Annotated in this window: 26 protein-coding genes; 14 read left to right on the plus strand and 12 right to left on the minus strand. The window is 47.4% G+C overall.

What is annotated here, in order from left to right:
* The first annotated feature begins 137 nt into the window (after nt 1-137).
* The gene (locus HNY42_RS07725) at nt 138-563 is read left to right on the plus strand and encodes a hypothetical protein (protein ID WP_131973009.1); all 426 of its coding nucleotides are present in this window, start codon (nt 138-140) and stop codon (nt 561-563) included.
* 154 nt (nt 564-717) lie between these two features.
* Here the strand turns inward: HNY42_RS07725 and HNY42_RS07730 are convergent, their stop codons facing one another.
* Entirely contained in the window at nt 718-1,035 is a 318-nt protein-coding gene (locus HNY42_RS07730; protein ID WP_255508435.1) for a hypothetical protein, read from the minus strand.
* Nucleotides 1,036-1,153: 118 nt separating this feature from the next.
* Between HNY42_RS07730 and HNY42_RS07735 the strand changes: the two genes are divergently transcribed.
* From HNY42_RS07735 to HNY42_RS07750, 4 genes are all read left to right on the plus strand, one after another.
* On the plus strand, nt 1,154-1,897 hold the full coding sequence (locus HNY42_RS07735; RefSeq protein ID WP_255508436.1) for a nuclease-related domain-containing protein: 744 nt from the start codon (nt 1,154-1,156) through the stop codon (nt 1,895-1,897).
* 27 nt (nt 1,898-1,924) lie between these two features.
* The gene (locus tag HNY42_RS07740) at nt 1,925-2,233 is read left to right on the plus strand and encodes a hypothetical protein (protein ID WP_131973007.1); all 309 of its coding nucleotides are present in this window, start codon (nt 1,925-1,927) and stop codon (nt 2,231-2,233) included.
* Nucleotides 2,234-2,313: 80 nt separating this feature from the next.
* Entirely contained in the window at nt 2,314-2,736 is a 423-nt protein-coding gene (locus tag HNY42_RS07745; protein WP_012370122.1) for a MarR family winged helix-turn-helix transcriptional regulator, read from the plus strand.
* A 73-nt stretch (nt 2,737-2,809) separates the two neighbouring features.
* Entirely contained in the window at nt 2,810-3,838 is a 1,029-nt protein-coding gene (locus HNY42_RS07750; protein WP_188005383.1) for a YhgE/Pip domain-containing protein, read from the plus strand.
* Between the two features lie 44 nt (nt 3,839-3,882).
* Here the strand turns inward: HNY42_RS07750 and HNY42_RS07755 are convergent, their stop codons facing one another.
* Nucleotides 3,883-4,524 carry an SDR family oxidoreductase gene (locus HNY42_RS07755; RefSeq protein ID WP_188005384.1) on the minus strand — a complete coding sequence of 214 codons (642 nt, stop codon included), beginning with the start codon at nt 4,522-4,524 and terminating at the stop codon, nt 3,883-3,885.
* Between the two features lie 203 nt (nt 4,525-4,727).
* Between HNY42_RS07755 and HNY42_RS07760 the strand changes: the two genes are divergently transcribed.
* From HNY42_RS07760 to HNY42_RS07770, 3 genes are all read left to right on the plus strand, one after another.
* Nucleotides 4,728-5,549: a transporter substrate-binding domain-containing protein gene (locus HNY42_RS07760; protein WP_188005385.1), complete on the plus strand. Its 822-nt coding sequence runs from the start codon at nt 4,728-4,730 to the stop codon at nt 5,547-5,549.
* 128 nt (nt 5,550-5,677) lie between these two features.
* Nucleotides 5,678-6,595, plus strand: a complete 918-nt coding sequence (locus tag HNY42_RS07765; protein WP_188005386.1) for an ATP-binding cassette domain-containing protein — start codon at nt 5,678-5,680, stop codon at nt 6,593-6,595.
* A gap of 1 nt (nt 6,596) precedes the next feature.
* Complete coding sequence (locus tag HNY42_RS07770; protein ID WP_188005387.1) at nt 6,597-7,364, plus strand: ABC transporter permease; 768 nt, start codon at nt 6,597-6,599, stop codon at nt 7,362-7,364.
* 44 nt (nt 7,365-7,408) lie between these two features.
* Here the strand turns inward: HNY42_RS07770 and HNY42_RS07775 are convergent, their stop codons facing one another.
* The 5 genes from HNY42_RS07775 to HNY42_RS07795 all read right to left on the minus strand — a co-directional run bounded on the left by HNY42_RS07775 (nt 7,409) and on the right by HNY42_RS07795 (nt 12,714).
* Nucleotides 7,409-8,773 carry an amino acid permease gene (locus HNY42_RS07775; RefSeq protein WP_188005388.1) on the minus strand — a complete coding sequence of 455 codons (1,365 nt, stop codon included), beginning with the start codon at nt 8,771-8,773 and terminating at the stop codon, nt 7,409-7,411.
* A 194-nt stretch (nt 8,774-8,967) separates the two neighbouring features.
* Nucleotides 8,968-9,837: a hypothetical protein gene (locus HNY42_RS07780; RefSeq protein ID WP_131502865.1), complete on the minus strand. Its 870-nt coding sequence runs from the start codon at nt 9,835-9,837 to the stop codon at nt 8,968-8,970.
* A 57-nt stretch (nt 9,838-9,894) separates the two neighbouring features.
* Nucleotides 9,895-10,488, minus strand: coding sequence for an undecaprenyl phosphate transporter UptA (locus HNY42_RS07785; RefSeq protein ID WP_131502864.1), 594 nt, complete (start codon nt 10,486-10,488; stop codon nt 9,895-9,897).
* Nucleotides 10,489-10,688: 200 nt separating this feature from the next.
* On the minus strand, nt 10,689-12,011 hold the full coding sequence (locus HNY42_RS07790; protein WP_188005389.1) for a Na+/H+ antiporter family protein: 1,323 nt from the start codon (nt 12,009-12,011) through the stop codon (nt 10,689-10,691).
* A 151-nt stretch (nt 12,012-12,162) separates the two neighbouring features.
* Nucleotides 12,163-12,714, minus strand: a complete 552-nt coding sequence (locus HNY42_RS07795) for a beta-class carbonic anhydrase (protein WP_026828619.1) — start codon at nt 12,712-12,714, stop codon at nt 12,163-12,165.
* 334 nt (nt 12,715-13,048) lie between these two features.
* Here HNY42_RS07795 and adhE point away from each other — a divergent pair, with 334 nt between their 5' ends.
* Nucleotides 13,049-15,643 carry a bifunctional acetaldehyde-CoA/alcohol dehydrogenase gene (gene adhE, locus HNY42_RS07800; RefSeq protein WP_188004126.1) on the plus strand — a complete coding sequence of 865 codons (2,595 nt, stop codon included), beginning with the start codon at nt 13,049-13,051 and terminating at the stop codon, nt 15,641-15,643.
* A gap of 95 nt (nt 15,644-15,738) precedes the next feature.
* Here the strand turns inward: adhE and HNY42_RS07805 are convergent, their stop codons facing one another.
* Entirely contained in the window at nt 15,739-16,149 is a 411-nt protein-coding gene (locus HNY42_RS07805; protein ID WP_188004127.1) for an Lrp/AsnC family transcriptional regulator, read from the minus strand.
* A gap of 117 nt (nt 16,150-16,266) precedes the next feature.
* On the opposite strand from HNY42_RS07805, the gene HNY42_RS07810 reads away from it, so the two are divergent.
* From HNY42_RS07810 to HNY42_RS07820, 3 genes are all read left to right on the plus strand, one after another.
* The gene (locus tag HNY42_RS07810; RefSeq protein WP_188004128.1) at nt 16,267-17,025 is read left to right on the plus strand and encodes an MBL fold metallo-hydrolase; all 759 of its coding nucleotides are present in this window, start codon (nt 16,267-16,269) and stop codon (nt 17,023-17,025) included.
* A gap of 48 nt (nt 17,026-17,073) precedes the next feature.
* Nucleotides 17,074-18,222 carry an MFS transporter gene (locus tag HNY42_RS07815; RefSeq protein WP_255508443.1) on the plus strand — a complete coding sequence of 383 codons (1,149 nt, stop codon included), beginning with the start codon at nt 17,074-17,076 and terminating at the stop codon, nt 18,220-18,222.
* A gap of 128 nt (nt 18,223-18,350) precedes the next feature.
* A complete protein-coding gene (locus HNY42_RS07820) occupies nt 18,351-18,914 on the plus strand; it encodes a GNAT family N-acetyltransferase (protein WP_026833264.1) in 564 nt (187 codons plus the stop codon).
* 6 nt (nt 18,915-18,920) lie between these two features.
* On the opposite strand, the gene HNY42_RS07825 is transcribed toward HNY42_RS07820, so the two are convergent.
* Genes HNY42_RS07825 through HNY42_RS07835 form a run of 3 tightly spaced genes read right to left on the minus strand, consistent with a single transcriptional unit; the run spans nt 18,921 to nt 20,924 of the window.
* Nucleotides 18,921-19,415 (minus strand): SMI1/KNR4 family protein, encoded by a 495-nt coding sequence (locus HNY42_RS07825; RefSeq protein WP_188004130.1) that lies wholly within the window; start codon nt 19,413-19,415, stop codon nt 18,921-18,923.
* Nucleotides 19,416-19,419: 4 nt separating this feature from the next.
* Nucleotides 19,420-19,869, minus strand: a complete 450-nt coding sequence (locus HNY42_RS07830) for a hypothetical protein (RefSeq protein WP_188004131.1) — start codon at nt 19,867-19,869, stop codon at nt 19,420-19,422.
* A gap of 17 nt (nt 19,870-19,886) precedes the next feature.
* Nucleotides 19,887-20,924, minus strand: coding sequence for a phosphotransferase (locus HNY42_RS07835; protein ID WP_188004132.1), 1,038 nt, complete (start codon nt 20,922-20,924; stop codon nt 19,887-19,889).
* 162 nt (nt 20,925-21,086) lie between these two features.
* Here HNY42_RS07835 and HNY42_RS07840 point away from each other — a divergent pair, with 162 nt between their 5' ends.
* Nucleotides 21,087-22,475 carry a hypothetical protein gene (locus tag HNY42_RS07840; RefSeq protein WP_188004133.1) on the plus strand — a complete coding sequence of 463 codons (1,389 nt, stop codon included), beginning with the start codon at nt 21,087-21,089 and terminating at the stop codon, nt 22,473-22,475.
* A gap of 81 nt (nt 22,476-22,556) precedes the next feature.
* Here HNY42_RS07840 and HNY42_RS07845 read toward each other — a convergent pair whose 3' ends face one another.
* Nucleotides 22,557-22,982: a hypothetical protein gene (locus HNY42_RS07845; RefSeq protein WP_188004134.1), complete on the minus strand. Its 426-nt coding sequence runs from the start codon at nt 22,980-22,982 to the stop codon at nt 22,557-22,559.
* Between the two features lie 309 nt (nt 22,983-23,291).
* Here HNY42_RS07845 and HNY42_RS07850 point away from each other — a divergent pair, with 309 nt between their 5' ends.
* Nucleotides 23,292-26,009, plus strand: coding sequence for a bifunctional 2',3'-cyclic-nucleotide 2'-phosphodiesterase/3'-nucleotidase (locus tag HNY42_RS07850; protein ID WP_188004135.1), 2,718 nt, complete (start codon nt 23,292-23,294; stop codon nt 26,007-26,009).
* The last annotated feature ends 70 nt before the right edge of the window (nt 26,010-26,079 follow it).

A 26,079-nucleotide genomic window follows, 5' to 3' on the forward strand; every position in this document is an offset into this window, starting at 1 on the left:
GATAAAATTCCCTAATAAAACTGGTAAATGTTATACTTAATTTCGGATGAAAATAGGGAACTAAAGTGGTTTCTTTCGTTGCATGTCCTCATCCGGAATAATCATAACTTGAATTCTGTCAGAAAGGAGTTTCCAGAATGTCTGAGATCACCATTGACACATTCACATCCTTTATCAAGACCATAATCAGACCTCCCTTATTTCTTGTAGAGAAAAAAGAACAGCCTGAAAACATAACGGTTGAGATTCGATACGCACAGTTGCGTTCTACAACCAAAGCTCAATTGTTAGAACCCCTTGTCCGTTTGTTCGAGGAAGAGGCGACGGATGAAGCAAGGGAAGTGTTAACGAAGGAATTGATTCATTTAGCTGCACATACACTACATCATTCGAATCATCTTTTAACCGCTTGCTTGACGAAAGAGACAAACTCAAATCGTCATTATGCTTATTTGTATATTGAAGGAAAAGAAGTACTACACCGAATTATGACGGATGAGAAAGATATCCTGCCGTTTGTTCGCCAGATCGATCAATTGATTCAGAAATTTGAATCAGACTAACGCTGACTGAAAATGGTGCAAGCCATTTTATATATAAGGATCACGTTCGAAAAACTGAAATGTACAGTAATCATGTAGGATTGCTGGAACAAGTCCGTTGAACATGACAACAGGCAAGCCTTCCGAAATAACGGAGGACTTGCCTGTTGTTCATTTAACGATTCTCGGACGAGGTATCTTTGAACGCATCGACATATTGTTTCGCTTCAAGTAACGGATAACCAAGCGTTTCCCGGACAAGCTTGATGGCTTCGACCGTTTGATGCTCATTAATAAGACGTTGGATTTGTTCATTGAGTAAGGTATGACTGCTTGCGGCATCCGTCATGCCGAGATGTTCCTGAATCCGGGTCAGTTCGCGCAGGAGCTGTTGCTGCATGACCCTTTGTTTTACAAGTTGTTGCGAGACGAATTGCCAAAACAGAATCAATAGAATAAAGGGCAACCAAATCGAAAAAAATGAGTCCAGCATAAAATCCCTCCTTTCCCTCACCGTACCATAACAAGAATGATGTAACAATTAGTGGAAATTGAAAAGAATACCGTTTATTCTGAAATAGTGGAAAATTAAGGATTTAAAAAAGAAAGGAATGAAAAGTGTGGAAGATTTGTTAGAAACGCTGATTCCGACGTTGCTTCTGATGGGTAGTGTCCTATTGGTCGGGTTCGGGGTTACGCTCGGCAGTTTATTTTATTTCCGCCGGCGGTCGTTTGAAAAGAGTACATATAAGCAGGTTACGCAAGAGCGGTTTCTGAAGGCCGTCCGTGACAAAGGGATTTGGGGAGAATATTTAACGACCCGGCAACTTGAAAAAGTCGGCGGCTACGGGAAATTTGTCATGAATACGTATGTCCCGAAAGCGCGCGGAAAAGGATTGACGGAAATCGACGTGACGTTTATCCATGAGAGTGGCATTTACGTGCTCGAGTCGAAAAATTACAGCGGCTGGATTTTTGGAAAAGAAGCGGACCGGCAGTGGACTCAGATGTTTAAAAACCGGTACAAACAAAAGTTCTATAATCCGATTAAACAAAATGAGCAACACCTCAAAAGTATGGAGCAGTTTTTAGCAGGCACGATCGGAGAAGAAGTGTTCCATTCGGTCATCGTCTTCAGCGAGCGCTGTGAACTAAAAAAAATCAAGGTGGATTCGAGTCATGTCCACGTCATCAAACGGAATGAGTTACACCGGACAATTAAGAAACTGGCGACCGTCAACCGTTTAACACCAGCGCAAGTTGATGCTGTCTATAAGCAGCTCAAGCAACAATCGCAGGTTGAACAAGAAATCAAGGATGCCCATATCGAATCGGTTAAATCGTTTACGTCTTAAATTAAACAATCAGAAGGAAGTGGAAACATGGCCATTCATAAAAAGCCGATTGATTACATTGATATTCCTGCTCCGCAACATAGTGAAGGCGCCTATTACCGGGTTGTCTACGGGGATGTCGACTGGGAGGAAAATGAAAACTTTCATCGGGCGATCTACGTGTTAATGGGATACGAGGAAAAAATCATGTATCGCCGAGTCGCGCACATCTTAACGACACCGAATCACCCGAATGATTTGTCGGACTTCGATAAAGTGATGGCTGCAATGACCCGATTGAAAGACCGCAATGCTGTCTATAACGATAAAAAGAGAGAAAATCAGACATCTGTTTGACAATCCACCGATTCCGGCATATAGTAAATAAGTTCAATTAATAAGTAGTGCAACTATTATGCCGAAAGTGGGGAGTCTTAATGAAAGAAGCGGATTGGTCACTTGGTATGCAATTGTCACGCAGCTATCTTTCCTTTAAACGGGCTGCCACGAAACGGATGGAACAACATGGCCTGACACCGGAACAATTTTCAGTGTTGAGTGAGCTGCATAAGCAGGAAGGCATCTCACAAAAACAGTTGGCGTTGACGACCGAGCGGGATCAGACGACAGTGGGAAAAATCCTAGATAAGCTCGTGAAGAAAGGTCTTGTCATTCGTTCAGCGGATCCGAGAGACCGGAGGGCTTTCATTTTGTTGACGACGAAAGAAGGCATACAGACGATTCAGCTGCTCGAACCGACGCTCGATGAACTCCAGCAGCAGGCGTTTTCTGGTCTGTCGAAAAAAGAGATTAAACAATTCATCAAAACACTCGAGACCATTTACAAAAATGTGACGTAAGTGGTTTCTCTTTTTAAACTAATAGTTGCACATGCTATTATAAGTAATGCATATAAAAAGGAGAGTACATTACATGAAGAGTTTTAAAGAAGTATGGTCCATCACACAAACGAAAGTCGGGTTAATGTTTGCCTTGATTGTTCCGGTCTTGTTCCTTGTCGTCTGGATGACCGGTTACCACGGCGCGACGGACCGGTTGGATCAGTTACGCGTCGCCGTCGTCAAAGATGCAACGACGGAAGGACTATATCAAAACCTCAAAGCCGATAGTCCGTTTACCGTCAAAGCCGTTTCGTCCGAAGCGGAAGGAATGAAACAACTCGATGCCGGAAACGTCGAGATGGTGCTTGCGGCAGACTTGACCGATGCAAAACAAATGACGTTTCATGTCAACCAGGCAAATGCCGAGTTCGCGAACGGTATTCTGAAACAGGCGACAGCTGAAATCGCCAAAGGAATCAACGGTCAACCGGCTATCCAATCGGACATCATCATCGAACACGAGGTATCCGATTTCTCAATGTCGATGTTGCCGTTGTTGCTTGGATTCGTGATTTATATTGCCGTCATGACGATGGGAATTCAATTTAATCTCGTGACACAAATTCTCCAAAAACGTTTTCCGAAATGGTCACTCTTTTGGAGCAAACAACTGTTACACGGGATCGTCCTGCTGGTTGTTCCGCTCGTCATGGTATCGCTTGCGTTTGCCTTTGCCGATATCGAGACATCATTCTTGAAAGTATGGGCGTTCCAACTGTTGCTGACAGCAACGTGTATCAGTGTCACGCAGATGAACTTCACAATTTTTGGTCCGATTGCCCCGCTTGTGAATGTCGCATTGATTCCGTTCCAACTGATGACGGCGGGCAATATCGTTCCGTCTTCGATGCTGGCTCCGTTTTACCAAACGATTGGTCATTATCTGCCGGTTCCGAATGCCGTCGGCGGTTTGACCCGGTTGCTGTATTTTGACGGTGATATCTCGACCTATCTCTTACGATTGGCGGTTATTCTGCTCGTGACGCTTGTGGTCACATTGATTTTGACAGCAGTTCGCCGGGAACAGGCACATATCGTCGAAGTCAAACAGGCTTCCTGAATCAAAAAAACGAGCTTGATCCAATGGATCAGCTCGTTTTTTAGTTAAGCAAACAGTTCAGCAATCGCGGTTTGACCCGTCAATAACGGAATCGTTTGGTGGAATGCCGACTGTTGTCCGATTGATGCGACGACGACACGTGCGACATCCTCGCGGGCAATCGTCGTTTCGTCCGTTGATGCCGGATCCGTCGTCACCGCTCCCATTCCCGCCTCGTCCGTCAGGCCGCCCGGGCGCAGAATCGTATAGGCAAGAGAACTTTCACGCAACAGACGATCCGCATAATGTTTCGCGACATAATACGGTTTCATGCTGTCGGACCACGTTTCCGGCGAATCGGCATTTAACGCACTGACCATGATGAACTGGCCTGCCTGAATCCCTTCTGCTGCCGCAACCGATTTTGCCGCTCCGTCGAGATCAATCAAAATGGTTTTGTCGGCACCGGTGTGACCGCCGGATCCTGCTGTGAAGATGACGATGTCACTGCCTTGGATCGCATCTTGAATCGACGCGACATCCTGCTCCAAATCGAGAAAAACCGGTGTTGCCCCGAGGGCTTCAAAATCGGCATACTGTTCTTTTGAACGTAATCCGACGCGGACGTCGTGACTCGATCCGCTTAATTGTTTCGCCACCTGACGACCGACTTTTCCGTTTGCTCCAATAATGAATACGTTACTCATCTTCCATTCCTCCCATTCGTTGATTCGTTCTCTGTCAGTATGGAAGAAAGTAAGTGTATCCTGCAATCAAGAGGACTTGATGAAAGAACATTGCCTCTTTTTGACGAAATAATCAAAAAATTGTTGGAACCGTTAGAACAATATGGTACTGTTTTGAGTATTATACAAAACAGAGTGTCAGACAGAGAGAGGAAGCGGGCAGAGTGAATAAACGAGGATTGGCACTTGGAGGAAGTCTGTTGCTTTCCGGTCTCATGGTAGCGACACGATTAAAGAATGCGATGGGTTCATTCAGCGTTAGTAAACAAAATGTATTCACCAAGAAGAAGATTGTCGTCGGAACGACCGGAGATTATAAACCGTTTACGTACCTGAACCGTCAGACCAACCAATATGAAGGGTTTGACATCGATGTCATCCGTTCGTTTGCGGAAGGAGCCGGTCTTGAAGTCGAGTTTGTTCCAACGACATGGGGAACACTGACCCGTGATCTGCGTGCCGGAAAATTTCATATGGTCGTCGGTGGTGTCACGAAAAACATCGAACGCGAAATCGTCGGTGACTTCACGAAAAGTTACCTGTCGTTTCAAAAGACACCGCTCGTCCGGACAACGGATCTCGACCTGTTGACGTCAATCGAGGCAATCAATCGACCGGACGTGACAATCGGCTTAAACCCAGGAGGAACGAACGAACAATTCGTCCGGCAGACTTTTGATCAAGCCCATATCGTCATGTATGCCGATAATTTGGCTATCCCGGTAGCTGTCGCGACCGGCGAAGTCGATGTCATGATCACGGATACGGTTGAAGCGATTTATTATGCGTCGCTGGATACGCGGCTAGGGGCTCCGAAAATCACTGAAAAGTGGATTCCGGCCGAAAAAAGTTATCTGATTCAGGATCGACAGACCGAAGTCCTGGATGTCATGAATCTATGGATGAATTCCTATGAAGGACAGGAACAGATTCGAGCCTTAAAAGAAAAGTGGTCTGTCGCTTCTGTCGTGCATGATGTCATCTAACTGAAGAAACCGAGGGACAAATCCAATTTGGGATTTGTCCTTTTTTGTGCAACCGATAAAAAAACGGGTAATGATAAAAATAAGGAAGTGACTGAACGATTGTCTGACCAATGGAAGGGCGGATGAACATGATTGAAGTAGACCGGTTGACGAAGGAATATAACGGGAAAAAAGTCGTGGATCAGATTTCCTTTCATGTCGACAAGGGAGAGATTTTTGCCTTTCTCGGTCCGAACGGTGCCGGTAAATCGACGACGGTTCAAATGCTGACGACATTGATTGCCGTCTCGTCCGGCAGTGCAACGATCAACCAGTACGACATTCAGCGAAACCAAAAAGACGTCCGGCTGCAGATTGGTGTTGCCCTGCAGGAAACTGGAATCGACAATGATTTGACAGGTGAGGAGTTACTCGTGCTGCAAGGAAAACTGTTTGGTTTTTCACACGACAAAGCCGTCGGGCGGGCCGTTGAATTGCTTGAACTCGTCGGATTATCGGCAGACGGGAAACGCCGCGCCGGCACGTATTCCGGCGGGATGAAACGCCGGCTGGATCTCGCATTGACACTTGTCCATCAGCCGACCGTACTGTTTTTGGATGAACCGACGACCGGACTGGATCCGGCAAGCCGTCAGCAAATCTGGACGGAAGTTCGGCGTCTGAATGAAGAATACGGAACGACGATTTTTTTGACGACACAGTACTTGGAAGAAGCCGATCAGCTGGCAGACCGGATCGCCATCATCAATGACGGGAAGCTGATTGCCGAGGGGACAGCGGCAGAGCTGAAAGCGCTGAACGGAACAGAACGGATCGAGGTCGTCCTTGAAGGGGAACAGTCGAGCGAGGCTTTCCGGCAGGCGTTTGATGGTCGGATCGAGAAGGGTCTGATCATTTTGCCGTCCAACGGGACAGAGACGCTGAAGCAGGTCGTCCGCTATCTCGATGAACAGCACGTGACAGCCCGTTCGCTTGTCGTTAAACAGCCGTCGCTCGATGATGTCTTCATTCAATTAACGGGTCAGGCCTATAAGGAGGAGAGCTGATATGTGGCGGGAAACCTTGATTTTAACGAAACGCAGTCTGCTCGTGACCTTACGGAATCCGTTTTCGTTCATCCCGAACTTAATCATCAGTGTCTTTTTCCTGCTTGTTTATACGAGCGGTTTGTCCGGCATCTCGAGTCTGCCCCAGTTCGGCGGCGTCGACTACTTGAACTTCATCCTGCCCGTCTCAATCGTGTCCGGTGCCGTCGGCGGAGCCGGGGGAGCGGGGCAGGCACTCGTCAAAGATATTGAGAGCGGTTATTTTGCCCGCTTGCTGTTGACGCCGGTCTCACGGACGGCAATCGTTCTCGGACCGATGCTCGCCGGGATGTTGCAATTATTCGTTCAGACATTATTGATTTTCGGAATGGGCTTTTTGCTCGGACTGTCGATTCCGGCAGGCATTGGCGGATTTTTCCTGACGATTGTCCTCGCGCTCGGCTTCGGTCTCGCGTTCGCCGGCTATTCCGTCGGTGTCGCCTTGAAGACGCGGAACGCCCAGGCGGCACAAGCCGGGACATTGCTGTTTTTCCCGTTGATTTTCTTATCGACGACGTTCGTCCCGAAAGAGTTGATTGAGGCGGAGTGGCTAAAAATTGCCGCGACGCTCAATCCGACGACATATATCATGGAAGGGATGCGGGCCGTCCTGTTACGCGAGACGATTGATTGGAGTGTTTATACGCAGGGTGTCATCGTCGCTGCCGTTTTGAGTATTGCGATGGTCGTATTTGCCGCACTCAACGCGCGCGGAGCCTTGAAGAAATGACAAAACGCTGTCTCCGGATTTTTCAGCCGGAGACAGCGCTTTTTTTAAGAAGATTTAGGTGTGCGTACGACGTAGTAGATGCCAGATACAATCAGGAACACGATTCCGATCAAAATTGAGACACGTGTCTCATCGTTAAACAACATGCCGACGAGAACGATCAGCAGCATCACAATCGTGATGTAGTTCGTGTACGGTGCGCCGGGCATTTTAAACGGATGGGCGGCACTCCGGTCGGCTTCGATTTTCCGGTACTGGATGTGGCTGATCAGGATGGCGAACCAGGGTACCATTCCCGGTAAGACCGACGCACTGTAAACATAGACAAAGATGTTCGTGTCTTTCCCGAGGAACAGCGGCAGGACGATGTCGAGAATGACACCGACGAAGATTCCGGCTGAGACGGCAAGCACCGTATACAGGGGAATCCCGTTTTTGTTGACCTTCAGGAAAAGCGACGGCATTTGTCCTTTTTCCGCGAGCGTATAAATCATCCGGCTCGAGCTGAAGATGCCGGAGTTACAACCGGACATCGCAGCCGTGATGACGACGACATTGATGACGGCTGCTGCGGCTGTAATCCCGACTTTAGCAAACGTCGCAACAAACGGGCTGCCGAGATCTGCCAGCTGATCCCATGGATAGACGGTGACGATGATGAAAATTGCTCCAACGTAGAAAATCAGGATCCGCCAGATGACGCCGTTGATGGCACGGGTGATGTTCGTTTCCGGATCCTTCGTCTCCCCGGCTGTCACACCGATTAGTTCAACGCCGATATAAGACGCGAAGACAATCGAGAGGGCGAAGAAGAAGCCGCTGACGCCGTTGGTGAAGAAGCCACCGTGTGACCACAGGTTTGAGAAGCCGATCGGCGTCCCGTCGTTTCCGAAACCAAACAGAATGATGCCGAGACCGGCGATGATCATCAGGATAATTGTGATAACTTTGACGGAGGCAAACCAAAATTCGAGTTCACCAAACATTTTGACCGAGGCGAGGTTCGCAAGCGTCAGGATGACGATGACGACGACACCCGGAATCCAGGTCGGTAGATCCGGCCACCAAAACCGCATGTAGGTCCCGACGGCAATGACTTCACTCATCCCGACAATGACCCAGTTGAAAATGTTGCTGCTCGCCGTCATGAAGCCGGCTGCCGGATGAATGTAATCATTCGCGAACTTTGCATACGATCCGGTGTGTGGATGGGTGTAGACCATCTCACCTAAGGCGCGCATGATTAAAAAGATGAAGGCCCCTGCCAACATGTAGGCAAGAATGACAGATGGACCGGTCCAGGCAATCGTACTTGACGATCCAAGAAATAGACCGACGCCGATGGTCCCCCCTAAGGCAATCATTTGTACTTGTCGTGCTGTTAATTCCCGCTTTAAGTTCGATTCCATAAGTACCCCCATGTACCAAAAAATGATTACTCTTGAACTTGTCAGACAAGTCCGAAACACTATAACCATGAGTATACTATCTTAAAAAAGAGAATTGAAAGCTTTTTCTGAAAACATTTTCGTTTTTCCTAATATAAATGAAAAGAAATGAAAAAAAGCCGAACCCCTTCAAAATGAAGGGATTCGGCAACTTGTCATTTTGGAATGAAATCTGTAAACGTTCCCGCATAAAGACGGGTATCCGTAGAGAGGACGATTCGGTTTTGGCGCATTTTGATGGTTCCTTGCAGCGGAGAGCCTTTTTCCGACTCGAATAAAATCCGTGCCATCTCGACATACCTATCGCCTTCCCGCTTTAGCAAATACGTATGTTCATTGTCCGTTGAAATCAAATACCCGCCTTGGACGACGAAATCTGAAAAGTGCCGACGCGGGACTTGATAGCTTGTACTGTTTCCTTGATGAAAGTGGACGACCCGGTAATCCGGATGATAAAAGAACCAGGCATCGTCCGACGCACAGACGTTCAGCGCATAACAGTCATCAATCGGATAATCCTTGTTCTTAAAAACGGCTTGTCCAAATTCATCGAAGACTACTAATCCAAAGGAACCAACCGAATTGGTCACGGCATCGGCAAAGACGCCCTCATCGAAGTAACTGACCCAAATTTGGTTTTTTTCATCAATATGGACGTTTTGAATCCCGTCATCAAGACAAAAACTATCGAGGAGATGTCCCGCTGAATCGTAAATAAAAGCATTCGGCAGCCACAAACCGTCGATATCATCGTCGCATCGTGAAGCGACAAGGAGAATCCGTCCGTCAGAAAATGAGTCGACATAACTGAAATCTGTTTCGGCCTGAGCGATGATCGTCGTTGTCCGCCATTGGTCATGCAGACGATGGACATGCAGTACGTTCCGATGTCGTTTTGTATCATAAATTTCTTCAATCATCATGATTTGTCCTGAAATCGTCAATCCCGTGGCAATGTGTTTACCGGTAACTTGAGACGCCGTAACGCGGTCGAGGTGAATTTTTAATGTGTTGGAAGTATCCAAGATAAGTCGCTCCTTTTTAAAAACAGTCTGCCGCGGGGACAGACTGCAAAACTTGAATTAGGTTGTACGTTGACGCTTTTTCAGGAAGACATATAAGAGAATCATAACGACAGCAGCAATCAGGACACCGTTCGTATAAGGTGCGGCCACTTCTTTAATCGAGCGCCAGTTCGTTCCGAGCGTCTCACCGAGGTAGAGGAAAAGAATCGACCAGGGAATGATGGCGAGGACAGTGTAGAATGAGAATTTCGTCTGATCCATTTTTGCAAGACCGGCTGGAATCGAAATCGCATGACGGACGACTGGAATGAAGCGGGCTCCGAAAATGACGCCTTGTCCGTATTTCAGGAACCAGCGTTCTGCGAGATCGAGATGGTGTTCCGTAATCAGCAGGTACTTTCCGTATTTTAAAATCAATGGTCGACCGCCGTAACGGGCAAACCAGTATAAAAATAATTGCGAAAACAAACCGCCGATGACAGCAGCAACAACGGCAAGCGGCCAACCGATCGTTCCTTGGGAAATCATGAATCCACCGTAAGACAAGACGATTTCGCTCGGAATGATCTCAATCATCAATCCTAAGGCAATACCGAAATACCCTAGATCAGCGAGGTATAATAAAACGTTATTAACAACTTGAGATAACACATCGAACACTCCTTCAGCTTCACTTCATTCCTTTATATTAGAGAAGAAAGCCGGAAAATGAAAGAAAAAATCTTTAATCTGACGAAGCAAATATTTACTAAGCATCTTTAAGTAGAAGGTACAGCCCGTTTAATGAAGCAAAATGATTCAAAAAAAAGAACCAATACCGATTACGGCATTGGTTCCTGAAAACATACTTTTTATAACACCATCGCGGCAATCGTTCCGAAAACGAGCAGCGGCAGATTGTAGTGCAGGAATGTCGGGATGACGGTTTCCCGCATGTGATCATGCTGTCCGTCAGCGTTCAGTCCACTTGTTGGACCGAGCGTCGAATCGGATGCCGGGCTTCCGGCGTCCCCAAGGGCACCGGCCGTCCCGATGATAGCAATCGTCGCTTCCAGACTGAATCCGTACTGGACACAAAGCGGGACGAAAATCGCAGCGATGACAGGAACCGTCGAGAAACTCGAGCCGATCCCCATTGTGACGAGCAGTCCGATCAATAGCATGACGAAAGCGGCAACGAGTTGGGAATCGCCCATCAAGGCTTTTGAATTCTCAACGAGCGGATCGATGTCACCGGTTTTCCGGATGACGTTCGAAAATCCATTCGCTGAAATCATGACGAATCCGATGAACGACATCATTCGCATACCTCGGGTGATGACATCGTCTGCTTCACTGAAGCGGACGAGACGAAGAAGGAGAAACAGGACGAGACCTGTTGTCGCAGCAAAAATCATCGATTCGGTCGTCAGCTGGACAGCGAGTGTCGCGAGGACGACGAGTCCGCTGAGGAACAATTTTGTTTTCGTGATGACGGGAATCTCATAGTCGTCCGGTGCGATGTTCCTCATTTCGTATTCCCGTGGTTTCCGGTAAACGTAAAGACCAATCAACAGACCAACGAGCATTCCGAGTGCCGGAATCGCCATTGCCTGAATGACGGAAGCACCAGCCGTGTCCATTCCGTTTTTCGAAATGTTCGGCAAAAGGATCTGGTTCAAGTAGATATCCCCGAAGCCGACCGGCAGGAACATGTACGGTGTGACGAGACCAAACGTCATGACGATGGCAATCAGGCGACGGTCAATCTTCATCTCATTAAACAGACCGAGGAGCGGTGGAATGATGATCGGGATGAAGGCGATGTGAATCGGCAAGACGTTTTGTGAGCTGATCGCGAGCAACAAGATTGCAAAGACGATAAAGCCTTTTAACTTCTTGACTGACGCCGCGTCAGCGGATCCTTTTGAACGGTTGATCAGAGCATGTGCCAACGCATCCGGAAGTCCGGTTTTCGACAAGGCGACAGCAAACGCACCGAGTAAGGCATAACTGAGGGCGATTTCGGCCCCGGCGCCAAGTCCTTCAGCAAACGTCGCGATCGTCTTGTTGATGCCGAGACCGCCGATCAGTCCGCCGGCGACGGCACTGAGAACCATCGCGAGGACGATATGGACCCGGAAGATGGCTAAAAGAAATAATAGAGCAACGGCAATAATGACTGCATTAAACATGAACTAAAACCACACTTTCTTTTGGTATCACTGTACTATACTAAAGTATCATACAGACCGATCTTTTGACTGTCAAGAAAAAAACACAAAAAAGGTATGACCGACGTCAAATTGAGGTTGGCCATACCTTTCTTCTTCATTAAAACGTGATTCAGCAATCGACTTGGTCGAGTTTACCTGTTCCCGGATCGATGACAAGTCCGTGGACTTCCGTGCCCGGTGGCAACAATGGATGGTTTTTGATCAGTCCGACCGAGTGGCTGACATTTTCTTCGACCGATGTGAAGCCGCGTAACCATTGCTTCAAATCGACGCCGGAAGCATCCAGCGTGTGCAGAACCTGTTCATTGATGCCACGATCCTGCATCTCGGCGATCATCTTCGCCGGGTCAATCGTGCTCATGCCGCAGTCATGATGTCCGATGACAATGACTTCCTCTGCTCCAAGAGCATAGAGCGCGACGAGAATCGACCGCATGACAGATCCGAATGGATGGGACAGGACGGCTCCGGCATTTTTGATGATTTTCGCATCACCGTTTTTCAGACCAAGTGCGTGGGGAAGGAGCTCCGTCAAACGTGCATCCATACAGGTCAGAATCACAACCTTCTTATCCGGGAACTTATCCGAGATGAATGGTTCGTATTGTTTTTCTTCAACGAACTGTTGATTAAACGCAAGCATTTGATTAACGACTGACATTGAAACTTCCTCCTTTAAGACAAATGAATGATGGAACTATTCCTAGCGTACACGATGAACGATTGGTCAGACAAGCAGATTCATCGATTGCTGTGACAGTTATCACAGGAGCGGTACAAAAAAGCGAATCCTTACGTCAGAACAGGTTGTTTCTTTGAAAACGCTATCATTCATGTGAAATAGTTCACAGGATAGCCATGCACAAATGTAACAAAAGGCGGTATGATTGATTTGTGAAGGAAAGCACAAACTATTGAAAATCAGCTTGGCATTCCTAACATCTAATAGGGAATTGCAGACTCAGATTCGTTCCAAAATAGGGAGGAAACCTAACATGGCTGTCAAAGAAAAAATCAAACAAGATGTCTCACCTGTCGAACAAGCAATCAATCAAATCGTCGCGAAAGGTCAAACAGCACTTCAAGAATTACTGACATTTGATCAAACGAAAATCGATACGATCGTGCGGGACATGGCGCTCGCCGGTCTTGAACGTCACGTCGAACTGGCGCGTCTCGCGGTTGAAGAGACAGGACGCGGTGTCTTTGAAGATAAAATGATCAAAAACATGTTCGCAACAGAATACATCTACAATAGTCTCCGGAATGAAAAAACGGTCGGGATTTTAGAAGAAGACGTCCAAAACGGTATCACGTACATCGCGGAACCGGTCGGTGTCGTCTGTGGCGTCACACCGGTGACGAATCCGACGTCAACGACGATGTTCAAAGCGTTGATCGCGATCAAGACGCGTAACCCGATTGTGTTCGCCTTCCATCCATCAGCACAAAACTGTTCCCTCGAAGCAGCGAAAACATTACGCGATGCGGCCGTCAAAGCGGGTGCACCGAAAGATTGTATCCAGTGGGTCGAACAACCGTCACTTGAAGCAACAAAAGTTTTGATGAACCATACCGACATCGCGATGGTCCTCGCGACAGGCGGAGCCGGCATGGTCAAATCCGCTTACTCAACCGGTAAACCAGCACTTGGTGTCGGGCCGGGTAATGTACCGTGTTACATCGAAAAATCAGCTAAAATCAAACGCGCCGTCAGTGATTTGGTTCTCTCCAAAACATTTGATAACGGAATGATTTGTGCGTCCGAGCAAGCCGTCATCGTCGACCAGGAAATTTATGCGGAAGTCCGGGCAGAGATGGAAGCACTCGGTTGTTACTTCTGTACACCGGATGAGAAAAAACGTCTCGAAGCACTCGTCATCAAAACCGATACATGTGCCGTCAATGCGGATATCGTCGGAAAACCTGCGACATGGATTGCAGCAAAAGCCGGCATCGATGTTCCGGGCAACACCGTCATGCTCGTCGCGGAACTCGAAAAAGTCGGGGCTGAAGAACCGTTATCACACGAAAAACTAAGTCCGGTTCTCGGTGCGTACAGCGTTGCGTCAACGAATGACGCCTTCCATGTCGCGGAACGGATGCTTGAAATCGGCGGACTCGGTCATACGGCGGTTATTCACACAACAGATGATGAGTTGATGACAGCGTTTGGTCTCCGGATGAAAGCCTGCCGGATTCTCGTCAACAGTCCGTCAGCACACGGCGGAATCGGCGATCTCTACAATGAATTGACACCGTCACTCACACTCGGTTGCGGATCATACGGGAAAAACTCGGTCTCAGAAAACGTAACGGCGAAACATCTACTCAATGTCAAAAAGGTGGCGAGACGACGCGTGAACATGCAGTGGTTCAAAGTACCGGAAAAGATTTTCTTTGAGAAAAACTCGGTTCAATACTTGAAATCGATTCAAAATGTCTCACGAGCATTGATCGTCACCGACCAATCGATGGTTGAGTTCGGTTATGCCGACAAAGTCATCCGTAACTTGCCTGCAGGCGTCAGCTACCGGATCTTTGACCAAGTCGAACCGGATCCATCCGTGACGACCGTTCAAGTCGGTGCCCAGGCGATGCGTGACTTTAAACCGGACCTGATCATCGCCCTCGGTGGCGGATCGGCGATGGATGCTGCGAAAGGGATGTGGTTGTTCTACGAGCAGCCAAACGAAACGTTCTCGAACCTCCGTCAAAAATTCATGGATATCCGGAAACGGGCCTATAAATTCCCGGAACTCGGTAATAAAGCGAAGTTCGTCGCCATTCCGACGACATCCGGTACGGGATCAGAAGTCACACCGTTCACTGTCATCACCGATAAAGAGAAAAACGTTAAGTATCCGATTGCTGACTATGCGTTGACACCAGACGTCGCCATTGTTGATCCGGAGTTCGTCATGACGGTGCCTGCCTCTATCACGGCCGATACAGGGATGGATGTCCTGACCCACGCGACGGAAGCTTTCGTCTCTGTCCTTGCGAACGACTACACGGATGGATTGGCATTAAAAGCAATCAAGATGATTTTTGAGTACTTGCCACGCGCTTACGATAACGGTTCAGACGCCGAAGCACGCGAAAAAGTCCACAATGCGTCCACGATGGCCGGAATGGCGTTTGCCAATGCCTTCCTCGGCATCAACCACTCGATCGCACACAAAATCGGTGGGGAGTTCCACACACCACACGGTCGGACGAATGCGATCCTGATGCCGCACGTCATCCGTTACAATGCAACAAAACCAACAAAACTGGCCGCTTTCCCGAAATACGAATCGTTTATTGCAGATGAACGGTATGCGGAAATCGCCCGTTACCTCGGTCTGCCGGCAGCGACGACAGAACAAGGTGTCGAATCATTCATCCAAGCTGTCAGTGAACTCGGACAACGCCTCAACATCAAGATGTCGTTCAAAGCCCAAGGAATCAAAAAAGCCGACTTTGAAGCGAAACTCGACAAGATGGCCGTCGATGCGTTTGAGGATCAATGTACGACTGCGAATCCGAAAATGCCGCTCGTGACGGAACTCCGTCAAATCATGGAACTCGCTTACGAAGGTATCTAATAGAGAGAAAAACATCATGGCAATTCAAAAGAGCCTTGCTTCCGGTTAACGGAGGCAAGGCTCTCGTGTGTTCATAATCGTGAAGTAAAGTTTACTCATTTGTTAATCACGATCGATAACTGATAATTCACATGCTCATTTAATTCAGTTAAAAACGAATCCAGTTCCTTGTTCGATGGAAAACGACACTCCAATAGATAACAACTGTCCCCACTGATTTTATAATTATTCAGAACATATAATGGATGTTTTTTGAGAAACGAGAGATACGGCTGGTGATGGGTATCTTTCGTATAGATACTAATCATCGCATGAATCGTATAACCCATCTTTACGGGGTTGAGAAGAATCGTATACCCTTCGATGATGCCTTGCTCTTCTAATTTCAAGACCCGGGCCGATGTTGCGGGTCCACTTAAGTGAATTTTTTGACCCAATTCTTTCATCGTGATCCGGCTGTTTTGTGACAGCTCGTTGATGATTTGTAAGTCCGTTTGATCCAACACGATTTCAAATCCCTTCATAAGTAAAGTAAAACGGCAAAAATACCTTCAGTAAGCTCTGTATCGGGATGACGTTCAAATTATATACTAGGCTCCTAACAACGAAAAGGAGTGGTACACATGAACATCCAACATATCCGCAATGCAACGTTAAAACTGGACTATGCCGGCAAAACGTTTTTGATTGACCCGTTTTTAGCAAATAAGGGAGCCTATCCGGCATTTCCGAATTCGGCACGACAAGATCAAAAAAATCCGTTAAACGACTTGCCGGTTTCACTTGACTCTATTATTGATGCAGATGCGGTCATTGTCACACATTTGCACCTCGATCATTGGGACGACGTGGCGAAAGAAGTACTATCAAAAGACATGCCGTTGTTCACTCAGAATGAACAGGATGCCCAAGAAATCAGAAACAGCGGCTTCCAAAACGTCGAAGTGTTACAAGAAGATACCGTTTTTGAAGGGATTCAATTGATTCAAACAAAAGGTGAACATGGCAGAGGACCCATTTTGGAAATCGCCGGTTCGGTATGCGGAGTCGTCTTTAAACATGAGGATGAAAAGACAGTATACATCGCTGGCGATACGGTCTGGTATGAAGAAGTGGAGAAAGTGATCAAGCAGCATCAACCGAAAGTCATCGTCGTCAACGCGGGCGATAACCAGTTTGTTGAAGGTGGATCCCTGGTGATGGGAGCGGAAGACGTCTTAGCTGTCCATCAGGCAGCTCCAGCGGCTATGATTTTATCCGTGCATATGGAAGCTGTGAATCACTGGGCATTGTCTCGGACGGATTTAAGAACGTTTGCCGATGAACATCACTTTTCTTCTCAACTGATCGTGCCGGAAGATGGCGAGCGTTTTGTGTTTTAAGTTTAACTGGAGTTGCCGTGATTTTTGGAGGCACTCATCTTGAAGCAGATGGAGAAACGGTCTTTATGGACAAAAGAATTCGTGATGTTATCAAGTATCAACTTTTTCTTGATTTTTATGTATCTGTTGCTAAATTCCATCATCACACTGTATGCACTTAATGAATTGGGTACGACGACTGGTCAGGCGGGGGTAGTCGCAGGTATTTTTATCATCGGTGCGTTGGTGGGGCGTCTCGTGACAGGGATGCTTTTGTCGAAAGTGAACGGTCAGTCCTTGTTACGCTTTGGATTACTGTTCTTTGCCCTGACGATGGCTCTCTATATTTTGGATTTTGGATTTGTTTTTTTGGCCTTAACCCGTTTATTAAATGGTTTTGCGATGGGGATTGCAACAACTATCATCGGAACGATCGTCGTCTTGACAATTCCGGAAGAAAGAAGCGGAGAGGGCATCGGCTACTTTGCAGTAAGTACAGCGTTGGCCACCGGAATCGGTCCGTTCGTTGGACTGTTTTTGATGCCCCGGACAGGGTTTACGACAATCTTTCTATTCTGTTTGCTGCTGGCAGTCCTGAGTATGATGTGTGGATGGTTCCTTTCGGTTCCATCGAAGAAAATAAATACTCCGACTTCGTATTTGAAGTGGACGCATGTGTTTGAACGAAAAGCATTACCCATCAGCTTGCTTATTTTAGTGATGACTTTTTGTTTTTCCAGTATCCTCTCGTATATCAGTTTATTTGCCATCGAGCGTAATCTAATCACTGCTGCCAGTTATTTCTTTATCGTCTACACATTGACGGTTTTGGTTTCACGTCCTGTTACGGGACGTTTGATGGATCAGCGCGGACCCGACGTCGTCATGTATCCTGCCTTTCTCCTGTTTGCCGTCGGACTGTTTTTCCTGAGTAGTGCAACTGATGCCGTTGTCTTTCTATTCGCTAGCCTGTTGATTGGACTCGGATTCGGCAATCTCTCTTCGATCAGTCAGACGATGGCTGTGAAAGCTGTCCCGCGCGAAGGAAAAGCACGTGCAACGGCGACGTTTCTTATTTTTTTTGATATCGGAAATGGACTCGGTCCGGTTGTACTCGGCTTGATGTTGCCGGTTATTGGATACACTGTCATGTATGTACTGCTTGGAATCATCGTGCTGTTGACGAGTCTTCTTTACCGGCGTTTGTCTCTGCGATGAATGGGACATAGTACGCACGTCATGCAAAAAACGAAATTCAAAAAACAACTAAAAAACTCAATGTGGTCGGGGAAGACTTTTGTTCTTCGACCGGATTGAGTTTTCTTTTTACCAAAGGAGTAGTGAACATGTTTTTGGAAACAGAACACTTGACGAAAGACCATCGGGATATCGACCGGGTAAATCAATTATACCTGGAAGCATTCCCGGATCATGAACGGATGCCGATGAACATATTGTTAAGAAAAGCCAACAAGCGCTCTGTGGATTTTTGGGCGCTGTATGATCAAAACATTTTTGTTGGTTTTACCTATGTGATCACGCATCAAGATTTAACGTATGTGTTATATGTGGCTGTTGACGGTCAGGCAAGATCCAGCGGCTACGGCAGTCAACTCTTAAAGAAGATTGAAGAACACCGGCCGGGAAATCGTATAATATTAAATATCGAGAATCTGGATGAGAGTGCTGAAAATTATCAACAGCGGGTGACACGGAAAAAGTTCTATGTGCGGAACGGCTATCGAGATTCCGGTCTGGTGTATGAAGACCGATGGGCAAAATATGAAGTACTCTTGAACGGAACGAACGTAGAAACACATGAGTTTTATCGGTTGCTGCGAAAGTTTGCGGGAAACCTTCTATTCCTTCTCTTTAAACCGCGTATTACAAAAACAAATTTGAATCGTTAAACAGTATTACCGAAACCAGTCCCAATACATCGTCCCTTGCGCAACAATCAGATAATCAAGCCACTTATCGAAGGAGAACGGGAGTCGTTCGAAGTCAGGATCTTCGTACGTCAGGAATTCACCGGTCCAGATCCGATTGTCACCTTCACTGATCGATTCGCAAACGAGCCATTCGCCGTCAGGTCCGTTACCAATCGGGATGAAGCCCGGTGGACATTCCCAAATCGGGAGGTAAGTCAAAATAGCATCAATCGAAAACAACTCGAAACCCCCGCCGCCGTCCAGCGTGAAATAAAGACGGGCACCATTATGAACACTTAAAAAATGTACGATTTCTTTTGGTGTGTCTTTTGGGAGTCGAGCCAATTCTTCCTGGCTGGCGCCTGAGTTGAAGCTGAACGACTCGACCTCGACATATCCTTCTTCCTTTTGCACTTCGAGCTGACTGTTGATTAAGCGGTCCTGTAATTGAAGTAATGTTTCCATCCCTGCTTGATACATGTGTTTATTTCATCCCCTTCAAAAAGTCTTTTGCGACTCGATTCTTTGGTTCCATCCGTAAGATTTCATTCGCCACAGCAAGGGCTTCCTGTGTTGGTGTGACTCGATCGGGCACTTCCGTTAAGAACAACAAATACTCCAGGAAAGCGACGTCTTGGCGATGGGTCAGGGCAACTATTCGCTGAACATGGTCATACGCTCGGTAGTAGGCGCGGTCATAATGACAAAAAGGATGGATCAATAGACCAAACGCTAACTCGTGCAGTTTGACTGTTTCTTTTTGTTCAATCAGATAACAGACGAACTGATACAAAATGTCTGTCTCGTGATCAAAGGCGTCCCCAATGAATTTATCACTGATTTCATCGATGTCATACGTCTCAAATAAGATTTTTGCCTTGCTGAATTGATTCATTTTAATCAGTGTCATGAGGTAAGTGTAATCGATGGACATTTAAATCCAGCTCCTTACTAAAAAGTACTAATCGTGTTCTTTTGACTGTCACGCCACAACTTTCTAATCACTGGACAAAGCGCTTCGTAGTCTTTGAGCGCTTTTAACGTCTCAAGCACCTGTTGAACGGCAACTTGTTGCTCTTTTTCAGTTACGGGTTCAAGGTGAAGAGCTTTGGATAGACTATAAGCAAGCCATCCGAGTTTACTCGCGTATCCAGCGGACAGAGCGGGCTCAAGAGGATAGTCAAGTCGACCGCCTGCCGCGTGATACCCTTTGACGAATGCCTCGAAATGGTCTCGTCGCACACGATTTTGCTCATCGAGCGACCAATAAAGGACCGTTTCTAAAAAATCGTGCATCGGATGAATCGGACCGGCTGATTCCCAGTCGATAAGAATCGGTGCACCGGACTTCCATAACACGTTTTTGGCATCCAAATCGCGGTGACTGAGGACCGATGTTCCTTGCCATTGTTTTAGGGTAGAAGACGCTTCGCTATCCCAACGCTTGATTCGTTTTAAGTCCGTCCAATAAGGTTCTAGCACTGTGAGTCCTTGCTGACGGATTTTTTCAGCGAATGTGTCCCATGGAAGCGGAGACTTTGTTGACGCAGGGGTTTGTTGAATCGTCAGCGAGGACAGGTCCGCAGCGTGGATCTGCGCCAACTGTTCGCCGATCAGTTCAGCGTGGCTCGGTGTGACTTGGCTAATCAGGAAGATCGAACCGTCCACCCACGGGAAGACAAGGTAATAGTGTGTACCGATTTGTTGCAAGGCAGATCCATCAATCGTCAAGGCAGGCAGAGCGGACACTTTGCCTGCTAAAGCGTTGACAATCCGTTCCGAATCGATGAAGTTTTGCCGTGCGGTCGGACGAGAAAGAATGGATGGATTCAGCAACTTTACTGCATATGTCCCGGTCGTTGTCTGAATTTGATTCATCTGATGCAGGAGACCACCGGACAGCGCTGTCGGTTCCGTAAGCAGCTGACCAAGTTTTGCCTGTTTGCTGATGTTCTCAAAAAGCGTTTGATTGGGTTCTGTTGTCGTCACGTCGTTCCTCCTCATGGAATCAAAATCCCTCTTCCATACAATTTTGGTTATAATTAGAGTATATCGTACAAAAATGACCAGAAGTCATTGAAATTAGGCGACCGGCGTTTCTGAACGGCATAGAACAGGAATAATCAAACAAAGGAAAAGGAGGGATTGACGATGGAGCAACGACAAGAGCGGCGCAACCGGCGCTTTTCGATTATGGATCTCGTGTTCGGGATTGGGTTTGGTCTAATTTTCTTTGCCGTCTTATATGGTCTGATGTCACTCGTGACCGGACAAATCGAATCCTCGGGTGATTACCAGTCGCTCGTCGAGCAAATGCAGGATGCAGGCGTCACCTGGGGAAGCAGCGACGTGACGGTCACGCTGATGCTGTTATTCGTCGGCGGACTGGACGTGACGATGCCGGGTGCCGTCCGGGAAGCAATCATCAATCAAGCGCTCGGGGCGAGTTCGGCCGGAGATGTGTTATCGATCTTTGGGATAGATTTGAATCAAGTCTTGTCCCCGCTGACATTCGACGCCACTTATGGATCGCTGTTGTTGTCGGTGTTTGGGATCGTATTTGTTTTTATTCTCTTTTTAATGATGCGGATCAAAGCAAACCGGCTCGGGTGGACAGTTCGATCCGTCAGTTTTTTGGTGACGGTCTGGATCGGTTGGTTCTTTCTTGTCCAGCGCAGTGATTCGGTTCCCTTTTTATCGTTCCAAGGCGGTGTATTGACACAAGGTTTGCTGGCACTTGGGATCGTAATCGGTTTAAGTTATCTGGCGCTCTATCCGCAAGGGTTATCGGCGGCAGCCCGGGGCAGCCTGCTCGTATTGGTATTTGCGAGTTGTCTCCAGCTGTATCTCGTCGTGACGGATGAAACCAAATACAACGGAGATTCGATGCTTCGGACGGCCTTGACGGTCGCGAGTCTCGATGCCGGAAGCGGCGGCATGTACGACTTGTTGCACGGCGGACAGATTTCCTATAAAGCGAACGTTCTCGGAGCAGACGTCGACGTACCGGTGACGATGCTAAACGGGGAGACATCGACCGGGAAATTAAATCAATCGATTGAGGATGTCCTGGCAGAAGTGGACACTGATCGGGTGACGGAACAGCTGTTGACGATTCTCGGGGGCGAACGACCTGATTTGTCGGATACCCGGTTGAATCTCGAACCGATCGATTACGGCATCGCCCGGCAGACGATTCAGGCACTCGATGCGGAATCAGCCGGATCCGTACCGGAGCCGATTGACTCGGAAAGTGCCTACTGGGTCTTGATTCTGATTCCGTTTGTTCTGTATCTGCTCGTCAGTATCCGTGCGTTCCGGACGATTCTTGATCCGATCGTCTTTGCAGTTTTAGTCGGCGTGACGAGTTTCCTTGTCGCTCAAGCGACGACGGCAAACTTTACCGTTGCTTGGCGGAATGAAGCCTTACTGCAGTTTGCGCAACAACCGGTTGGGCTGACACCGCTCTATGCAGCCGGCATGGCCTTGTTGGCGGGATTAATCGGCTTTGTCATCAAACGAAAACCAACTGTTTCATAAATAAAAAATGATCGGTTTAAGAATAGCTATGTAATGAGAAGGGCACAGTCGAAAGAATCTGTGCTCTTTTTTCGTTTCGACCTATTGATTGTTCAGAATTTTTTCTCCGACATCAAATACTCCTGATTTCAACTTCTCATGAATCAGTTGTTTTGAAATCTCAATCGGATAGTTCTCTTGTTCCTTTTCATCAATCGATAAAGTGGTTAGCAACTCAGAATGGAAATGTGCCAAGGTGGGAATGATGCCTGAAAATTGATAGTCTTTTTGAATCCGTATTAAAAACAAAGGAAGCTGTAAAACTGCTGTGGAAGAAGCGTTGCGTTTGAGCATCACATAGTCAATAGAGGTGAGTAGATCCGGAGTATATGCTTTTTGCTCGATCATCCTCATTAAAAGATTTTCCAGCGTCTCTATGTGCGCGGTCAAATCAAGGATATGTTGATCCATACGTTCGATATCCCGTTCTAATTGGGGAATGGATGGATGAAGCTGATTATTTTTCATAATGGAAATCTCCTTCGCCAAGAATCTTGATATGTCTGATATGTACTAAAGTGAGTTGCCATTTCCTAACAGAAGTATGGCGTAAGTTGTTTTATTTTTCAAATAGAGAGGTGAACTGCTGTTCACTGCAAAAAAATACGGTGATTTCTTTGAAAAGATTAAGTAGAAATGAAGTTTGTAAAGCCAGTATTTGGAATTAGTTAAGCAGGTTAAATAAGACGGATGTCCGACCTATACAAAGTCACTATAAGCTACAATGAAAGCGTGTTAAATTAGTTGAGCAGTCATTTATACTTAGGGGGAAATCAGATGAAACAAGTCACAAAAATCGTCATTGCCAGCACGTTGATCGCACCGATGCTTGCACCCGTCATTCAAGTCAAGACACTCGCCGCCGATAACAGCGTCGTCAAACTTCGTTTTTTAGAGACCACTGATTTACATACAAACTCAATGAACTACGATTACTTCAAGGATGTGCAAGATGAGACGATTGGTCTTGTCAAAGCGGCAACCGTCATTAAGCAGGAACAAAACGTCGTCGGCGAAGCCAACAGCTTCGTATTCGATAACGGGGATACGTTACAAGGGACACCGTTTGGCGATTACGTCAAAAATCAGTACGACAAAGGCAACAAAGGGAAACACCCGATGTACGAACTGATGGAATACATCGGTTATGACGCCGTGACACTCGGCAACCACGAGTTTAACTTCGGGCTCGATTTCCTGAAGTCAGCGATGAAAGCATCAAGCGGCGAAATCAAGTTCGTGAACTCGAATGTGCTCGATGCCGTTACGAAAAAACCGATCGTTTCCGAATTCAATACGGACGGGAAAGATTATCAAATCATCGAACGTCAAGTCAAAGACCAAAACGGTCAGATGAAAACGGTCAAAGTCGGTGTCTTTGGTGTCGTCACTCCACAAATCATGGCGTGGGATGCCGGAAACCTGACAGGAAAAGTGACAGCGGAAGATATCGTACCGGTCGCTAAAGCAACGGCGAAGAAACTAAAAGATGCCGGTGCAGACGTCGTCGTCGCACTCGCGCACACAGGAATCGGTGATACAGCGGATCAAAAAGACGGCGATGAAAATGTCGGGTACGCGTTGACAAAAATCGCGGACATCGATGTCTTGATGACGGGTCACCAGCACGGAAAATTCCCGGACAAGACATCGGCGTTCAATAACTTACCGAACGTCGACGCAGCAAACGGTCTCATCAACGGCAAACCGGTTGTCATGGCCAACACACAAGGGAAAAACGTCGGCGTGATTGACTTGCAATTGAAGCAGGACGGCGAGAAATGGGTCGTCGATACAGCCGGCTCAAAACTGGCAGACGTCACAAAAGACACGGCGGCTGATGCCGGTGCCGTCAAATTGATCGAAAAAGCACACGAAGGCACACTTGCCTACATCCGCCAGCAAGTCGGAACAATCAATGATGATATCCAAAGCTTCTTTGCGCTCGTTCAGGATGACGATTCCGTCCAGTTCGTCACGAACGCGCAAAAATGGTACGTCGAGAAACAACTGAAAGAAAATGCCGATCTCGCCCAATATAAAGATTTACCGCTCCTGTCTGCCGGTGCACCGTTCAAGACAGGCGGACGCAACCAAGTGAACGCGTCAGACTACACGTTGATCAAAAAAGGACCGATCGCGCTGAAAAACGTCGCTGATCTGTATGTTTATCCGAACACACTCGAAGTCGTCAAAGTGACAGGAGCTGACGTCAAAAACTGGCTCGAGATGTCAGCCGGTCAATTCAACGAAGTGACGGATGCGCAGACAGATTTGCTGAACAAAGAGTTCCGCAGCTACAACTTCGATATTCTGGACGGTTTGACGTACGATATCGACATCACGAAACCGGCGAAGTTTGATTTCAACGGGGTGGTCGTCAAAGAAGACGCAAGCCGTGTTCAAAACATCAAATACCAAGGCAAGGAAATCACGGATGATCAGGAGTTCCTCGTCGCAACGAACAACTACCGTGCCGGCAGCGCAAGCTTCCCTGGTCTCGGCGGCGGAAAGAAAATCGTCTACAAATCGGCTTACGAAACACGCAACGTCATCTCGGATTTCATCAAAGCAAAACAGCCTGTTGATTATCAAGCGGACAACAACTGGTCACTCGTCGCAAGCAAACCGATCACGGTTGATTTTGATTCAGCCGAAGCCGCAGCGGACTACACGAAACGTTACGAAGGCATCACGAACACGGGCGTCAAACGCGCCGGTGAGACCGGTACGTTCCTGAAGTTTAAACTCGACGTCCCGATGAAAGACTTTAACGTCAGCGTCAGCGCTGTGAAACCAGGAGCGAAGCTCGTCACGGGAACAGCGGTTGCTGGAGCAAAAGTTACAGTCAAACGCGGCACGACGGTCCTTGGCACGACGACAGCCGACGAAACCGGCAAGTATGCCGTGACGGTCCGTCCGGTCAAACTGCGTGACAAGTTGACGGTCGTCTCGGAGCTCGGTTTCATGAAAAAAGAAACGACGGTGACAGTCGGGACAGGTGTCGTCGCGACACCGGCCATCGATAAGAAATCAGCCGTCTACGGTTCGACGGTCTTGACAGGAAAAGCAACGGAAGGACTCGATGTCACGCTCTATAAAGGGTCGACGAAAATCGCGAAAGCGAAAACGACGGCAAGCGGCTTCAAGATTCCGGTCAAAAATGGTCTGATGACGGGCACGTACACAGTCAAGTCGACGGACATCTCAAATAAAATCACGAAAAAGGCGTTATTTACGATTAAAAATACGTATCCGGTCAAAAAATGGGCGGGTAAAAAGACCTTGACGGGCAAAGTCGAAAAACGTCAAATCGTCCGCTTATTCGAAAAAACAAGCAGCGGCTACAAATTGATTGCGCAGGACGTTGCCGACAACCACGGCAACTACGTCCTGAAGATGCGGACCGGTCTTGCGACAGGGTCATACAAGATGAACATCTATACAGCATCTGATCGTCTCGATCAATCGCGTTACTTCATCACGAAAAAATAAGGCAGGAAAACGGCTTCTCATCTGAGGAGTCGTTTTAGTTTTGCGGAAAAAACTGGCATACTAATAACGA

The organism is Exiguobacterium sp. Helios, from assembly GCF_014524545.1.
Classification (GTDB): domain Bacteria; phylum Bacillota; class Bacilli; order Exiguobacteriales; family Exiguobacteriaceae; genus Exiguobacterium_A.

Coding starts and splice junctions, on each gene's coding strand:
- HNY42_RS07850 (WP_188004135.1), top strand. CDS start 23,292: ATGAAACAAGTCACAAAAATCGTCATTGCCAGCACGTTGATCGCACCG.
- HNY42_RS07775 (WP_188005388.1), bottom strand. CDS start 8,773: ATGGAATCGAACTTAAAGCGGGAATTAACAGCACGACAAGTACAAATG.
- HNY42_RS07750 (WP_188005383.1), top strand. CDS start 2,810: ATGAAGAGTTTTAAAGAAGTATGGTCCATCACACAAACGAAAGTCGGG.
- HNY42_RS07815 (WP_255508443.1), top strand. CDS start 17,074: ATGGAGAAACGGTCTTTATGGACAAAAGAATTCGTGATGTTATCAAGT.
- HNY42_RS07745 (WP_012370122.1), top strand. CDS start 2,314: ATGAAAGAAGCGGATTGGTCACTTGGTATGCAATTGTCACGCAGCTAT.
- HNY42_RS07735 (WP_255508436.1), top strand. CDS start 1,154: ATGAAAAGTGTGGAAGATTTGTTAGAAACGCTGATTCCGACGTTGCTT.
- HNY42_RS07765 (WP_188005386.1), top strand. CDS start 5,678: ATGATTGAAGTAGACCGGTTGACGAAGGAATATAACGGGAAAAAAGTC.
- HNY42_RS07810 (WP_188004128.1), top strand. CDS start 16,267: ATGAACATCCAACATATCCGCAATGCAACGTTAAAACTGGACTATGCC.
- HNY42_RS07725 (WP_131973009.1), top strand. CDS start 138: ATGTCTGAGATCACCATTGACACATTCACATCCTTTATCAAGACCATA.
- HNY42_RS07730 (WP_255508435.1), bottom strand. CDS start 1,035: ATGCTGGACTCATTTTTTTCGATTTGGTTGCCCTTTATTCTATTGATT.
- HNY42_RS07825 (WP_188004130.1), bottom strand. CDS start 19,415: ATGTATCAAGCAGGGATGGAAACATTACTTCAATTACAGGACCGCTTA.
- adhE (WP_188004126.1), top strand. CDS start 13,049: ATGGCTGTCAAAGAAAAAATCAAACAAGATGTCTCACCTGTCGAACAA.
- HNY42_RS07795 (WP_026828619.1), bottom strand. CDS start 12,714: ATGTCAGTCGTTAATCAAATGCTTGCGTTTAATCAACAGTTCGTTGAA.
- HNY42_RS07755 (WP_188005384.1), bottom strand. CDS start 4,524: ATGAGTAACGTATTCATTATTGGAGCAAACGGAAAAGTCGGTCGTCAG.
- HNY42_RS07830 (WP_188004131.1), bottom strand. CDS start 19,869: ATGTCCATCGATTACACTTACCTCATGACACTGATTAAAATGAATCAA.
- HNY42_RS07740 (WP_131973007.1), top strand. CDS start 1,925: ATGGCCATTCATAAAAAGCCGATTGATTACATTGATATTCCTGCTCCG.
- HNY42_RS07770 (WP_188005387.1), top strand. CDS start 6,597: ATGTGGCGGGAAACCTTGATTTTAACGAAACGCAGTCTGCTCGTGACC.
- HNY42_RS07845 (WP_188004134.1), bottom strand. CDS start 22,982: ATGAAAAATAATCAGCTTCATCCATCCATTCCCCAATTAGAACGGGAT.
- HNY42_RS07790 (WP_188005389.1), bottom strand. CDS start 12,011: ATGTTTAATGCAGTCATTATTGCCGTTGCTCTATTATTTCTTTTAGCC.
- HNY42_RS07820 (WP_026833264.1), top strand. CDS start 18,351: ATGTTTTTGGAAACAGAACACTTGACGAAAGACCATCGGGATATCGAC.
- HNY42_RS07840 (WP_188004133.1), top strand. CDS start 21,087: ATGGAGCAACGACAAGAGCGGCGCAACCGGCGCTTTTCGATTATGGAT.